This window comes from Anaerovirgula multivorans, assembly GCF_900188145.1.
GTDB lineage: Bacteria > Bacillota > Clostridia > Peptostreptococcales > Natronincolaceae > Anaerovirgula > Anaerovirgula multivorans.
The window spans coordinates 91,120-105,226 of record NZ_FZOJ01000001.1 but is presented as its reverse complement, the minus strand read 5'-3'; the positions used below and the strand labels follow the sequence as shown (position 1 = coordinate 105,226).

Annotated in this window: 13 protein-coding genes; 1 reads left to right on the top strand and 12 read right to left on the bottom strand. The window is 32.6% G+C overall.

Annotated elements, in window-relative coordinates; translation table 11 throughout:
- Nucleotides 1–7: 7 nt before the first annotated feature.
- Nucleotides 8–1,129, bottom strand: coding sequence for a putative cytokinetic ring protein SteA (steA, locus tag CHB72_RS00630; protein ID WP_089280926.1), 1,122 nt, complete (start codon nucleotides 1,127–1,129; stop codon nucleotides 8–10).
- Nucleotides 1,130–1,332: 203 nt separating this feature from the next.
- On the opposite strand from steA, the gene CHB72_RS00625 reads away from it, so the two are divergent.
- The gene (locus tag CHB72_RS00625; protein WP_089280925.1) at nucleotides 1,333–2,001 is read left to right on the top strand and encodes a regulatory protein RecX; all 669 of its coding nucleotides are present in this window, start codon (nucleotides 1,333–1,335) and stop codon (nucleotides 1,999–2,001) included.
- A 314-nt stretch (nucleotides 2,002–2,315) separates the two neighbouring features.
- On the opposite strand, the gene spo0A is transcribed toward CHB72_RS00625, so the two are convergent.
- The 11 genes from spo0A to xseA all read right to left on the bottom strand — a co-directional run bounded on the left by spo0A (nucleotide 2,316) and on the right by xseA (nucleotide 14,106).
- The gene (gene spo0A / locus CHB72_RS00620) at nucleotides 2,316–3,140 is read right to left on the bottom strand and encodes a sporulation transcription factor Spo0A (protein ID WP_089280924.1); all 825 of its coding nucleotides are present in this window, start codon (nucleotides 3,138–3,140) and stop codon (nucleotides 2,316–2,318) included.
- A 125-nt stretch (nucleotides 3,141–3,265) separates the two neighbouring features.
- Nucleotides 3,266–4,585, bottom strand: coding sequence for a SpoIVB peptidase (spoIVB, locus tag CHB72_RS00615; protein ID WP_242974993.1), 1,320 nt, complete (start codon nucleotides 4,583–4,585; stop codon nucleotides 3,266–3,268).
- 158 nt (nucleotides 4,586–4,743) lie between these two features.
- Entirely contained in the window at nucleotides 4,744–6,459 is a 1,716-nt protein-coding gene (gene recN, locus CHB72_RS00610) for a DNA repair protein RecN (protein ID WP_089280922.1), read from the bottom strand.
- 14 nt (nucleotides 6,460–6,473) lie between these two features.
- Nucleotides 6,474–6,923: an arginine repressor gene (locus CHB72_RS00605; protein WP_089280921.1), complete on the bottom strand. Its 450-nt coding sequence runs from the start codon at nucleotides 6,921–6,923 to the stop codon at nucleotides 6,474–6,476.
- A 250-nt stretch (nucleotides 6,924–7,173) separates the two neighbouring features.
- Nucleotides 7,174–7,980 (bottom strand): TlyA family RNA methyltransferase, encoded by an 807-nt coding sequence (locus tag CHB72_RS00600; protein WP_089280920.1) that lies wholly within the window; start codon nucleotides 7,978–7,980, stop codon nucleotides 7,174–7,176.
- A gap of 17 nt (nucleotides 7,981–7,997) precedes the next feature.
- A complete protein-coding gene (gene dxs / locus CHB72_RS00595; protein WP_089281191.1) occupies nucleotides 7,998–9,902 on the bottom strand; it encodes a 1-deoxy-D-xylulose-5-phosphate synthase in 1,905 nt (634 codons plus the stop codon).
- A 5-nt stretch (nucleotides 9,903–9,907) separates the two neighbouring features.
- Entirely contained in the window at nucleotides 9,908–10,537 is a 630-nt protein-coding gene (locus CHB72_RS00590; RefSeq protein WP_242974992.1) for a hypothetical protein, read from the bottom strand.
- A gap of 775 nt (nucleotides 10,538–11,312) precedes the next feature.
- Nucleotides 11,313–11,762 carry a divergent PAP2 family protein gene (locus CHB72_RS00580; protein ID WP_089280918.1) on the bottom strand — a complete coding sequence of 150 codons (450 nt, stop codon included), beginning with the start codon at nucleotides 11,760–11,762 and terminating at the stop codon, nucleotides 11,313–11,315.
- Between the two features lie 16 nt (nucleotides 11,763–11,778).
- A complete protein-coding gene (locus tag CHB72_RS00575; protein ID WP_089280917.1) occupies nucleotides 11,779–12,663 on the bottom strand; it encodes a polyprenyl synthetase family protein in 885 nt (294 codons plus the stop codon).
- Between the two features lie 2 nt (nucleotides 12,664–12,665).
- The gene (locus CHB72_RS00570) at nucleotides 12,666–12,884 is read right to left on the bottom strand and encodes an exodeoxyribonuclease VII small subunit (RefSeq protein WP_242975002.1); all 219 of its coding nucleotides are present in this window, start codon (nucleotides 12,882–12,884) and stop codon (nucleotides 12,666–12,668) included.
- Complete coding sequence (xseA, locus tag CHB72_RS00565; RefSeq protein ID WP_089280915.1) at nucleotides 12,874–14,106, bottom strand: exodeoxyribonuclease VII large subunit; 1,233 nt, start codon at nucleotides 14,104–14,106, stop codon at nucleotides 12,874–12,876. Before xseA ends, CHB72_RS00570 begins: the two co-directional genes overlap by 11 nt.
- Between the last annotated feature and the right edge of the window lies 1 nt (nucleotide 14,107).

The window sequence follows — 14,107 nt, the reverse complement described above, 5'->3', positions numbered from 1 at the left end:
CACCTCCCTATATGCCTAAAAGTATTCTAAACCTGATAAACAACAACCTTAATATATTTACTAATGGCTGAGAAATGAATATAGTTATGATAATAGGAATAAGCGCTGCTACAAAAAGCCACATTATATATTTCATTTTGAGAGTACTTTTATATAGTTTGCTTACTCCTCTTGCGTCTATAAGCTTTGAGCCTACCTTTAACCTTACTAAAAAGGTGCTTGCCATACCCTTCCTACCCTTTTCAAGAAAATCTATCATATTAGAATGGGTACCAACTGCTACGATCAAATCTGCTCCCTGATCATAGGCCAATAACATGGCAATATCTTCACTTGTTCCTGGAGCAGGAAATACAGTAGCAGTTAAATTCAATCCTTGTATCCTATCTAACCCTGGTGCATCACCATTTGGATAAGCATGTACGATTATTTCTCTACAGGAGGTTAGGCATTCATCACTTACACTATCCATATCTCCAATAATAATGTCTGGAATAAGCCCAAATTCAAGCAAGGCATCTCCTCCACCGTCAACACCGATTAATATAGGTTTTAGTTCTTTTATATAAGGCATAATAGCACTTAAATCCTCTCTATAATTTTGTCCCCTTACGACAACTAAAACCTGTTTGTTATATAAAAGGGTTTTAATTGTGGGAATCTCTAAATTACCTAAAATAAAATATTTTTCTTTATGGGCATAGGTTAAAGTGTTATCAATAAATTTTTCCAGCTCTGACTCAATATTTTTTTCAGCAGTTTCCAATAAATTATTTATTTTATCAAGGGTTAATTTTTCTAACGTTGCAATTACATCACCATTTAAAATAACTTTTTCATCTTGAAGCGTAATCATATCGCCATCATTTAATTTAGTAAATAAATCACCCTGCTGGACATCGTATATATGTATTTTTGCCTTTTCTAATATGCTAGGTCCAAGGTTTGGATATCTTCCACTAATTGATTGTTGACAATTTATAATAGCTAAAACCTTCTTGTTAACTAAAGAATTTGCTGCGATCTCATCAATATCCTGGTGATTAATAATCGCAATTTCCCCTTCATGAATTCTATTCACTAAATTTTTTGTTTTTTTATCTAGTTTTACTGGAGCTCTTATTTCCATAATAATACCCCCATATTTCTCTTTTTATTAGTATTTGTATAAATGATAGAAAAATGCTTAATATATTATTCTATATGGCATGGCATATAAAGTAAGTAAATCAATAAACAATTGATAATGATTGATTTTTAATATGAATTCATTTAACATAGATTGTATGGATTGCTATTAAATTTTTTTGTATCGATAGGAGTGATTATACAATGGCTCAAGATCTTTTTAGAGAAGCATTCAATATTTCAGTAAAATATTTATCCTATAGACAAAGAACTGAGGAAGAAGTATTAAACTATTTGAAAAAAAGAGATTATACTCAAGAGGTTATGTTTAAGGTTATAGATAGATTAAGAGAAGTAAATTATATAGATGATAATAAATACGCTGTAAACTATATAAATACTGCTATGATAAAACAAAATAAAGGGATTGATTTAATAAAAAAAGAGCTTCTAGAAAAGGGAATAAAAGAAAAAATAATTTCAACTCACTTATATCTCTACCCTATAAAAAAGGAGCTAGAATTTGCAAAAAATATTGCAATTAACTATTTTTTCGCAAGAAAGGAATGTCCTTTAAATCAATTAAAAAGTAAAATATATACAAAATTATTGGTAAGAGGATTCTCCAAGGAATCTATTAAAGCTGCATTGCAAAATTTAGATCAAGATAGAGAAATTAATACAATTATTGAAGAGCAACAAGAGAGATATCAAATGGATGCTACTGCTCTAGCTAAAAAATATTACGAAAAGTATTCAAAAAAAGAAAATAATGAATACAAAATAAAGGAAAAAATATACGGGCAACTTATAAGAAAAGGATATGATTATGATTTAAGCAAGAGGATTGTTGAGATTATCTCGGGAGGATGAAGAAAATATATTAAGATGAGTATCATTTATGATAACATCTTTTATGATAGTTTGTCTTGTAAAAAAAAGCAGAGTTAAATGCTCCTTGCATATACCCTGCTAGTATCTCTACGTTTCCATTAAAAGATAATGCGAAATAGAAATCATTGTTTGCTTGTTGTAGGGGCGATCTGTGGTCGCCAGGTCTTATCTGCATTTAGGCGACCACAGATCGCCCCTACATTAATACACTCTGTTTCAATAATGAGTTTATAGGTTTTTAGAAAGTAATTGCAAATTATTACCACACTCTCTTAACCTTGAAATTTCAAACCCTAACTAACTCTTTTCTCAAGTCTCAACTTATCTGCAACCATCGCAATGAATTCACTATTCGTTGGCTTACCCTTATCGTTATGAACCGTATAGCCAAATAAATTGTTAATGGTATCTACCTTTCCTCTACTCCACGCTACTTCGATAGCGTGTCTTATGGCTCTCTCTACCCTACTTGGAGTTGTATTAAATCTTTTAGCTATAGACGGATATAATTCCTTTGTAACTGCACTTAAAAGTTCTACATTTTCAACTACCATAGTAATAGCTTCTCGCAAATACAAATATCCTTTAATATGGGCAGGAACGCCTATTTCATGAATGATATTAGTAATCTCTGCCTCTAAGCTTGTATTATTGGTAATAAGTGAAGTGGATGATCCTCCACCTAACCTTTTCTTTAAATTAGAATTAGAACCTCCTCCAGTCATTTGTCTTATTCTATCTATGAAAACCTCAAAATCAAATGGCTTAATCACATAATAATCTGCTCCAAGACCAATAGCTCGTTGTGTTATTTTATCTTGTCCTACAGCAGATAATATAATCACCTTAGGAAACTTCTGTAAATTCATTTTGTTCAATTTTTCTAAAACCCCTAGTCCATCTAAATGCGGCATAATAATATCTAATACCACAACATCAGGCGCTGTTTCTGTTATTAATTCTATCGCCTTCAACCCATCTTGAGCCACCCCGATAACTTCGATATCTTGTTGTCTTTCTAAGTATTCACTTAAGATATCACAAAAATCCTCATTATCATCCACGATTAATACAGTAATTTTTTCACTTTTCACTATAAACCCCCCTGAAATACTCATTTTTTTCCTTATATAATATAGACTTTATTATTTCTATAGATTAATTATTCGACAATTGAATTTTTATTCCTCCCCACATTAAAAAAAACTTCAAAATTTTACAATATTTCGTTCTTCCATTTTACCTAATTTTCTACAGCATTTTCAAAGCTTTTATCAAATATTCCCGATTCTTCTAACATCCATTCTATAAAAATGCCGTAACCTTTTGTAGGATCATTTATCAAAACATGCGTTACAGTGCCTATTATTTTTCCATTTTGAATAATTGGACTTCCACTCATACCTTGTACAATTCCACCAGTTTTCTCAAGTAAGTTTTTATCTGTTACACGTATAATCATACTCTTTCCATCAATTTTTGTTTGAGGATTTATCTTTAATATTTCAATCTCATACTTTTCTAATTTATTTGAATCTGTTGTTGTTAAAATATGTGCAGGACCTTCTTTTATCTCATGCTGGTACCCAACAGAGATCGGTTGCTTATATAAGTCATTAGTCAATTCATTGATTAACTCACCGTATACACCAAAATCCGTATTTTTCTCCAGTTTGCCTAAAGGTTCATTCGTATCATAAAAAACTCCTCTTATTTCTCCAGGCTTACCACGCTTTCCTTGCTCTATCGACACAACTCTAGATTTGATCACTTCACCATCTCGAATAGATAATATTTTTCCAGTATCTATATCTGTAATAGCATGACCCAAAGCACCAAATTTTCTAGTCTTGGGTTCGTAAAAAGACATAGTACCGACACCTGCAGTTTTATCTCTTACCCACAGTCCTAATCTATATTGGTCATCTTCTGCGGATTTAACTGGCGTTAGTGTGGTGGTAAAGTTATTTGAATCCCTTTTAAAAGTTAAAATCAATTCTTGACCATCACTTTCTTTTATAATCTCTCCCACATGATTTGCACTTTTAATTTCCTCATGATTAATAGCTATTAAAGAATCACCAATTTTCACTCCACCTGCTTCAGCTAAGTTATGAACCTGTCCGTCTGTATCTGTTATATGTGCAATCCCTACAACTAATACTCCATCAGTATTTAATCTTACACCAATAGAATGTCCACCTGGAATTACCTTCAATTCTGGAACTACATTTACTTTTATATTTCTATAAGGCACCAATCCAAATACTTTTAATTGAAGGCTTGTGCTGCCTTTTTCTATCGTCTTAAGTGTTATGCTTCTATCTAATTTTAATCTAGATTGATTCAACTGGATGATCTCTATAATAGAGCTTCCGTTGATCTCTGAAGTAGATACTAGCAATGGAAACTTCTGATTTAATGTATAGTCATCTCCGATAGAAATATTATACTCCTTATAAAGACCACCAGTGATCTCTATAACAAAAATGTATAAATTGAATAGTAAAGCTATACATAGAATAACTCTTAAATATTTTTTATATTTATTTTGATGGTCCAATAAAATCACTCTCCTGCCAAACATAATCTTTTGTAGAAATTTCTTTTCTTATGATTATGATCATATGATTAATTTGGCTTTTTTCGCGAGTGATTATAATATATAAAATCTTATAAAGTTGTAACTATCATCCTTTTTTGGTTACCAAAAAAATAAAGCTAATGAATAGCTTTGATTTTCTTATTAGCTTTATTGAGCATTTCTTCAGCATGTTTTAAGGTTATTTCTGTTACATCTCCTCCTAATAATCTTCCTAATTCATACAGCCTTTTGTTCTTATTCAGTTCATTTACAACAGTTTTTGTTGCATTGTCCATAGAATTTTTATCTATCATAAAATGGACATCTGCCATTGCTGCTATTTGTGGTAAATGAGTGATACAAATCACCTGATGGTTTAGAGAAATATGATGTAGCTTTTCACCAACAATTTGAGCAGTGATGCCGCTTATACCAGTATCTATTTCATCAAAAATCAACACAGGTATATGATCTACATCCGCTAAAATAGTTTTTAAAGCCAACATAATTCTTGAGACCTCGCCGCCAGATGCAATCTTAGACAATGGTTTTAACGGTTCTCCTCTATTGGTAGAAATCATAAACTCTACCTTATCACTGCCCTTGGATGTAAGTCTTATTTCACCATTAGCATCCTTCAATTGTGTAACTTCAATAGAAAAGGACACCTTTTTCATATTTAAATCACCTAATATATTAACAAGCTCCATCTCAAATGATTTGGCTATTTCTACTCTTAATTGATAAATCACAGTTGCAGTTTCCTTTAGCTTGCTTTTTATATTTTCTAATTGTTTCCTTATCTTCAATATTTTTTCTTCACTATTTATATAATCGTCTAATTCTAATTCAATTATTTTTTTATATTCTAAAATTTCTGTTATAGATACACCATACTTTCTCTTTAAAGTATTAATAATATCTAATCTTTTTTCTATCTCCTGTAGGGTTTCAGGTTGAAAATCTATATGCTCTTTATAATTTCTTATTTCCGTAACTACATCTTCTATGCGATACTGAATATCCTCTAGAGTAGAAAAAAAATGTTTTAAATCAGCATCAAATGAAGATATTCCTTGAAGAGACTTAACACCCCTTGCTATTTTTTCTAAAACAGAAGATTGATGATTGCTATTATAAAAGTCCTCATAAATAGTAGCAAGGGTAGTATATATTTTTTCGCCATTACTCAATAATGCTCTTTGTTGGTTTAACGCTTCCTCTTCTCCAACCTGTAGATTAGCAGAATCTATTTCTTCCAATTGGAATTTCAGTAAATCAATTTTTCTTTCTCTTTCCATGTCATCATAATTAAAGCTACTTAATTCCTTTTGTAAAAATAGATATTTTTTATATTCCTCATAATATAATTGTAATAATTGTTGAATTTTCTTTCCACCATAAACATCTAATAGATCTATATGAAAGTCAGTATTAAATAAAGACTGATGCTGATGTTGCCCATGAATATCAATGAGTTTTTCTGTTATCGATTTTAAAATCGTCTGATTTACAATTACACCGTTTACTCTACTAATACTTCGTCCATTAGAATAAATTTCTCGGGTTACAATCAATGTTTTTTCATCATCGGAATCTATTTGATATTGATCTAAAACAACGTCCAAATCCTTTACATTTTCTATCCCAAAAATTGCTTGTATAACCGCTTTCTTAGCGCCATGTCTAACATATTCCCTATCTGCTCTCTCACCAATAGCCATATTTACTGCATCAATAATAATAGATTTACCTGCACCTGTTTCACCAGTGAGTACGTTTAATCCTTTGTGAAACTGTATATTCAATTCATCAATCAAAGCGAAATCTCTCACCTCTAGCTCTAAAAGCATAAAGGCCCCCCATTCTATTTCGTTAGTTTTCTAAACTTATCTATCATTTCATCCATCTTATTCGCATCCCTTATTAATACAAATATTGTATCGTCACCTGCTACCGTTCCTACAATTCCATCGAGATTTGCAGCATCAATAGCTGAAGCCGCCGCCTGCGCTGCTGCAGGTATTGTTTTTAATACTAGCATGTTACCAGCATGATCATAGGAAACGATTGAATCTTTAAAGAGCCTAACCAATCTATCGGATAAAATCGTATCTTGGCTTTTTAAGGTTGCATATTTATATTTACCAGTCTTTGATAATACCTTTATAAGCCTCAACTCTTTAATATCCCTTGATACGGTTGCTTGTGTTACATTTAAACCAATCTTTTTTAATTCTTCGGATAATTCCTCCTGAGTTTCAATTTCCTTGTTTTCTATGATCTCCAAAATTTTAGCATGCCTAGTATACTTCATTGAAATCCTCCTCATTAAATACTTAATAAGTATTTGGTAATATTTATTGTACTCTGTGAAAGTGACTGACTCAAAAGTTATAAATCAAACTTGCACTCTGTATAAGTGACCATCACAAAATCAAAGATTTTGGATGTCTACTTATGGTCATCTACTTTTCCTTTAATGACAATTAGATATATTCATTATTCTTCAAAAAAAGATATTTTCCTTCAAAAATCATAATTTATATAAAAAGTTGTAAAATATACTAGTCAAGATCTTTGTGAGAGCTCATAATCCTATCATCTATCATATTTTTAGTAACCATTGCTTTTTCAATCGAAGCTTTCGTCATGTATAACAGGTATTCAATATTTCCCTCTGGTCCTTTAATAGGAGAATAAGAAAAGTCTTTTATATTTAAATTTAAAGATACAGCAAAATCTACAATACTGTGAACAACATCCTTATGAACCTCTAAATCCCTAACCACACCTTTCTTGCCTACTTTTTCTTTTCCCGCTTCGAATTGTGGTTTTACTAATGCCATGATTTCTGCAGAATTCTTTAAAAGTTTTTTAACAACTGGTAAAACCAATTTCAGGGATATAAAAGAAACATCAATTGATGCAAAATCTCCAAGTTCTTCCAAGTTTTTTTCTTCTACATATCTTATATTCGTTCTTTCCATAACAATTACCCTAGTATCCTGTCTTAGTTTCCAGTCTAACTGTCCATAGCCTACATCGATAGCGTATACTTTTTTTGCTTTATTTTGCAGCATACAGTCAGTAAATCCACCAGTGGAAGCCCCAATGTCTAAGCAAACCTTGTCCTCTAAATCAATAGTAAAGGCTTTTATTGCCTTTTCTAGCTTTAGTCCACCTCTACTTACATAAGGATTAGGATTTCCTTTTATTAATATCTCACAATCAATATTAACCTTTGTTCCAGGTTTGTCCAGCTTTTGGTTATCTATAAATACTAAGCCAGCCATAATCGTCCGCCTTGCTTTTTCCCTTGTCTCAAAATATCCTTTTTCTACTAAAAGCATATCTAATCTTAATTTTTCCATTCTTTCATTTCTCCTGTTTATCGAGTGATGAGTATATTTTGAAAGGATTTTTCTTGAAAATCATCACAGATTCTATTATATATTTCATTTAAACCTAATCCGTATAGATTATATAGTGTATCAACGTCCCCATGTTCAACAAATTCATCGGGCAATCCTATAATATTTACTTCCTTAAAGATTTTATAATTATTAAGAAGCCCTTGAATATAAAGACCAAAACCGCCTATCTTAGCATTATCCTCCATTACATAAACTCTTTTATGCTTCTGAGCATATTTTATCAATAGATCTTCATCTATTGGCTTGATAAAACGTGGATTCATTACAGTTGTCTTTATCTTCTTTTCTTTAAAAAGCTTTTCAGAAATTGCCATTGCTAATGGATTCATGTGTCCAACTGCTACAATTAAAGCATCATTCCCTTTTTCATAGATAATTTCGCCTTTCCCTGTTACAATATCATTATTTGAAGATTCATTGATAGTAACAGCCGTTCCTCTAGGATACCGAATGGCAATAGGGCCTTTTGTCTTCATGGCATATTGAATCATTTTTCTTAATTCTACCCCATCCTTAGGAGCCATAATAGTCAAATTAGGAATTGGTAATAAAAAGGAAATATCAAAGGCACCGTGGTGAGTCTCTCCATCATTACCTACTAACCCAGCCCGATCTATTAAGAAGGTTACCGGTAAATTTTGAAGACAAACATCATGAATGATCTGATCATATCCTCTTTGTAAAAAGGTGGAATACACAGCAAAACATGGCTTATAACCCTCTGCCGCCATACCAGCAGCAAATGTTATTGCATGTTGCTCTGCAATACCAACATCGAAAAATCTTTTAGGAAAACGATGAGCAAATTTAGTGAGTCCAGTTCCAGCTGGCATAGCAGCTGTAATCGCAACAATTCTATCATCTGTTTCAGCGCATTCTACTAAAGTATTTCCAGCAACTTCAGAGTAAGAGATACCACGAGAAGATGATAGTGGTTTCCCACTATCTATAGTGAAAGGACTTACACCATGAAACTTATCAGGATATTTTTCAGCAAAGGGATAGCCTTTTCCTTTTTTCGTCATAACATGCAACAGCACAGGGCCTTTTAGATTTTTACAGCTATTTAATACTTTACAAAGCTCATTATAATTATGACCATCAATAGGCCCAATGTATTTAAATCCTAATTCCTCAAATAGGATCCCTGGAACAAAAAAATACTTAATACAATCCTTTGCCTTTTCTGCGGTTTTTACAACGGTTTTTCCGATTCCTGGTATATAGCTGATAAGGCTTTCCATATCACCCTTAACCTTTGAATAAACGGAATTCGTTCTAATTTTATTCAAATAGTTGGACAAACCTCCAACATTTTCTGAAATTGACATTTCATTATCATTCAAGATGACTAACATGTTTTTTTTGCTTTGTCCTGCATGATTTAATGCTTCAAATGCCAAGCCACCTGTTAAAGCTCCATCTCCTATTAATGCAACAACTGCATGTTTTTCATGATTTAAGTCCCTAGCACATGCCATTCCCAAGGCAGCAGAAATAGAGGTACTACTATGACCAGTATCAAAATGGTCATGTGGACTTTCATATCTTTTAGGAAATCCGCTAATACCTTTATATTGTCTTAAAGTATGAAATTGTTTTCTGCGATCAGTCAATATCTTATGAATATAGCTTTGATGTCCTACATCCCAAATAATTTTATCCTGTAAGGTATCAAAAACTGTGTGTAATGCTAAGGTTAACTCTACAACACCAAGATTTGAGGCTAAGTGTCCTCCTGTTTTAGCAACTGAATCGATAAGAAAGCTTCTAATTTCTTCAGCTAATAACTTAACTTCATAACCCTTTAGCTTTTTTAAATCATTTGGAGAGTTGATTTGTTCTAAGTATTTATACATAACCATCATCTCTCTTTCTTAGTTTTGTTAGAATTCGAAAACAGATTGATATTTAATTTTTGGTCCACGAAATTTAAAACCTTCGCCGTATTGAAAACAATAATATGTGAATGCAAAATCCCTATATTTTTTCCTATAGCCTTTCCTCCCACCGTCATAGAGGCAATAAAACCACTCATACTAATTGTAAGGAGTGCACGATTTAAGGGGAAAACCAGTTCGTTTATTTGTAAAATAATGCTAATTCCTGCAACCCCACTGACGATTCCACATATGTCTCCGATAACGTCATTGCAAAAATTAGAAACAGGGCCAGCATTCTTCAACAGCTTAATTGCATATTTAGCCCCTTCTACTTTATCTGCTGCCATTGCATGAAAAGGCTTATCCGAAGCAACGGTAACGGCTACCCCAACCATGTCACTAATAACTCCTGTTAATATAATTGTAACTAAAATAATAAATGCAAAAATTACTTCAGTATTTAAAAAAACCATTTCTGCTGCAATGCTTATAATGATTGTTAACAAAAAAGTCCATATTGAAACAATAATAACCCATTTCAAATTATATTTTTTCCAAAAATCACTATTATCATGATTGCCTTTTTTACCATTTTCACTATTTCTTGGCAAAAATATCCCTCCAATTATTATACTATTACTATCAAGGATAATCTACTTTTATAAAGAAATATGTATATCTCATATATTCAATCCAGCTATATACTACCCTAGTTTAATCTCTTTCTTATAATAACATACTTAAAGCTGATAGCAATAGCTATCAGCTTTAAGGTAGTGGCAGTATATTAAGTAAATTTTACGGCTTAGGTCCAGTAGGATTTCCCAGGTCAATGCTACCTGTCGCCATAGTAGCGGTTTCCCTTTAAATTAACCTCTGCCTTGTCGCCAAAAACAGGACTGGAATACCACTTAGTCCGCACTGTAATCCTTAATATACTTCTCATAGAACAGTCTAGGAGTTTTCCTCAACAGTTTAAATTAGCTCTTAGCCTCTTTTGCAGAATAGATTTCAAATAGCAATGATTTCTTCCATCGGGCCCTGATATCCGAAAACTGATCTACTCATCTGCCTATTCCACGCAAGGCAGGCTACACTATGATTCGCACAGCTAGCACAAATCTATAGGTTTCCTCCACTTCAACAAAAATTGAAAATGGCCTCCACGGAGCGAGGGTCATCGCCTGCATGCCTTTGCAGATCGCCCCCATCTCCTTACTCCCAGAAACGACCCCCAACTGGGCGTCAAAAGCCGAAACCAAGAACTTCATCGATACGCCCTTCAACGGATTTTTAGCCCCGTCTTCCAAGCTAACTTAACTGACTAGAATACTGTACCACTACAGAATAATATAAAAAACATTATAACATATACTTTATCTTTTATCAAATGACGATATTTGCTACTATTATCCCTAAAATGGCTCCTACAAACACTTCAATAGGTGTATGTCCTATTAGCTCTTTTAATCTTTGTTCTGTAAGCTTTTTTTCCTTTTTATGATGAATGTCTGCAATAATTTTATTAAGAATACTTGCCTGCTTCCCTACTGCATTTCTTACGCCAGCAGCATCATACATCACTACAAGGGAAAATACAAGAGCAACTGCAAATATCCCAGAATCCCACCCGTGTACTAGTCCTGTAGCAGTAGTTAGTGCCATAACAAAGGAAGAATGTGAACTAGGCATTCCCCCTGAACCAACAAATCGTGATACATTAAAACGTTTGTCAACAACTAGAGTATGTACCACCTTTAAAGACTGTGCTATAAACCATGATAAGGCTGAGGTCCATAATATTTTGTTGTTAAACAAAGAATCGAAAAAATCCACTATATTTCCTCCTTATTTAAAACTCTCTATTAATCAAATAATTACTTAATTCGTAGAGAAAGCTTGCATTGTTATATTTCATTAGTTTTTCATTAGCACTCAAAGTTAGTTCCTTTACCTTATTAATAGAGTACTCAAGACCATGAATTGACGGATAAGTAGATTTTTGTTTATTTTCATCGCTACCTACATTTTTACCCAACTTATCATTTTCACCAATGATATCTAAAATATCATCTCTGATTTGGAAAGCTAGACCTAAATTTCTTCCTATGAACTCCATGTTCTCAATGTCGACTTCACTTGCTTGTCCAATAATAGCCCCAATTTTTAAAGGCGCCGTAATCAAAGCAGCAGTTTTCTTTAAATGAATATATTCTAGAGTATCTCCGTCAATTGTTTTATTTTCGCTTTCAAGATCTACAATCTGTCCACCTATCATCCCATTGATCCCAGCAGCTTCAGCAATAACCCTCATACTTTCTACATAAGGCGATACATTTTTTCTCTTCACTGCATCTTGAAGCATTATTTCAAAAGCATAGTTTAGCAAACCATCCCCCGCTAAAATAGCAGTTCCTTCTCCAAACACCTTATGATTTGTGAGTTTTCCCCTTCGATAATCATCATTATCCATGGCAGGCAAATCATCATGAATTAGAGAATAGGTATGAATCATTTCAATCCCACAAGCATAAGGTAAAACCTCTTCTATTTCATGATTAAAGATGTTATAGGAGGCTAATGCTAGAACAGGCCTAAGTCGTTTTCCACCCGCCATTAAACTATAATTCATAGCATCGATTAACGTTTTATTTTTTCTAGGATAAATATCCATATATTTTTGCAATTCCTTATTTATCAGCTCAATATAATGGCTCAAGTCTTGCTTTAAATCCATCATTACTCCTCCCCATCTATAAAAGGAATAGATTTTATAACCCCATCCTCTTCAACAATCATTTGAATTTTTTCTTCAGCTTCATTTAACTTAGCATTGCAAAGTCTATATAAGTCTATACCTTCTTGGAATAATTTCAAGGAGTCATCTAATGACAATTCTTTATTTTCCAATTGCTCAATAACGTCCTCAAGCCTTTTCATCGCCTTTTCATAATTCATTTTTTTCAAGAATCTTGTCCTCCTTTATTATATTCATGACACGAGTTTTGATCCTACCATCCAATACACCAATATCTATAGTATCATCTATTTTAATATTATTAACACTTTTAATAACATGATTTTTCTCATCCAAAGCAATAGCATAACCCCTAGAAAAAATAGAGAGAGGGCTCAAACTATTTAATAGCTCACCGGTAGATTTCAACCGTTCCTGTTGCTGATCCATTTTATCATTCATATTTTTCAAAAGGCCTTTATATAAATCATCAAGATGTTGCTTTTCATCATAAACATAGTTTAATGGATACTTAAAATAATAATTATTTTTTATGGTTGCTATCCGCTGCTTTTCTTCTGAAACCTTCGTATTTACTGCATAAATCAATCTTCTATGAAAGGTATTTAAGGTTTCCATTAGATCAGTAAGCTTAGGTAGAACCAATTCACCAGCTGCAGAAGGAGTATGCGCCCTCACATCTGCTGTAAAATCAGTTATTGTAAAATCCGTTTCATGACCTACTGCAGATATAATTGGGATCCTACTATGATAAATAGCTCTAGCCACAACCTCTTCATTAAAAGCCCATAACTCTTCAATAGAGCCTCCACCTCTACCAAGAATAATAACCTCGATATGATTAAAGGTGTTACAAAGCTCTATGGCTTTTACTATAGATGAAGCTGCCTGCTGTCCTTGAACAAGTACAGGAAAGACATATAAATCCACTTTAGGAAAACGTCGTTTTATAACAGAGATGATATCTTTAATTGCGGAACCAGTAGGCGAAGTAATAATACCAATTTTTTGTGGAATAAAAGGTAAGGATTTTTTATTATTGGGATGAAAGAGACCTTCTCTTTGAAGAGATTCCTTTAGTTTCTGAAAAGCTATATATAAATCACCTAAACCAGCAGATTCAATTTCATTCACGTATAATTGATATTGTCCATCTCGTTCATATAAGGATATGTATCCTTTAACAATTACATTCATTCCATCCTGAGGTGTTATTTTTAACTTTTCTACATTTCCTTTAAACATGATACAAGCTATTTTCCCGTATTCATCCTTTAAAGTAAAGTACATATGGCCACTACTATGGAATTTAAAGTTTGATATTTCCCCCTTAACATGAATATTAGATAAGATAGGATCACTGATTAAGAGTCGCTTGATATAATAATTTATTTGTGAAACTGATAAGGTTTTTATTTCCATT

Bases quoted from the DNA above. Each gene is read 5' to 3' on its own strand.
- recN (WP_089280922.1), bottom strand. From the start codon at position 6,459: ATGCTTTTAGAGCTAGAGGTGAGAGATTTCGCTTTGATTGATGAATTG.
- CHB72_RS00570 (WP_242975002.1), bottom strand. From the start codon at position 12,884: ATGAATTATGAAAAGGCGATGAAAAGGCTTGAGGACGTTATTGAGCAA.
- spo0A (WP_089280924.1), bottom strand. From the start codon at position 3,140: ATGAGTATTTCAGGGGGGTTTATAGTGAAAAGTGAAAAAATTACTGTA.
- xseA (WP_089280915.1), bottom strand. From the start codon at position 14,106: ATGGAAATAAAAACCTTATCAGTTTCACAAATAAATTATTATATCAAG.
- steA (WP_089280926.1), bottom strand. From the start codon at position 1,129: ATGGAAATAAGAGCTCCAGTAAAACTAGATAAAAAAACAAAAAATTTA.
- CHB72_RS00600 (WP_089280920.1), bottom strand. From the start codon at position 7,980: ATGGAAAAATTAAGATTAGATATGCTTTTAGTAGAAAAAGGATATTTT.
- dxs (WP_089281191.1), bottom strand. From the start codon at position 9,902: ATGTATAAATACTTAGAACAAATCAACTCTCCAAATGATTTAAAAAAG.
- CHB72_RS00575 (WP_089280917.1), bottom strand. From the start codon at position 12,663: ATGGATTTAAAGCAAGACTTGAGCCATTATATTGAGCTGATAAATAAG.
- CHB72_RS00605 (WP_089280921.1), bottom strand. From the start codon at position 6,923: ATGAAGTATACTAGGCATGCTAAAATTTTGGAGATCATAGAAAACAAG.
- CHB72_RS00625 (WP_089280925.1), top strand. From the start codon at position 1,333: ATGGCTCAAGATCTTTTTAGAGAAGCATTCAATATTTCAGTAAAATAT.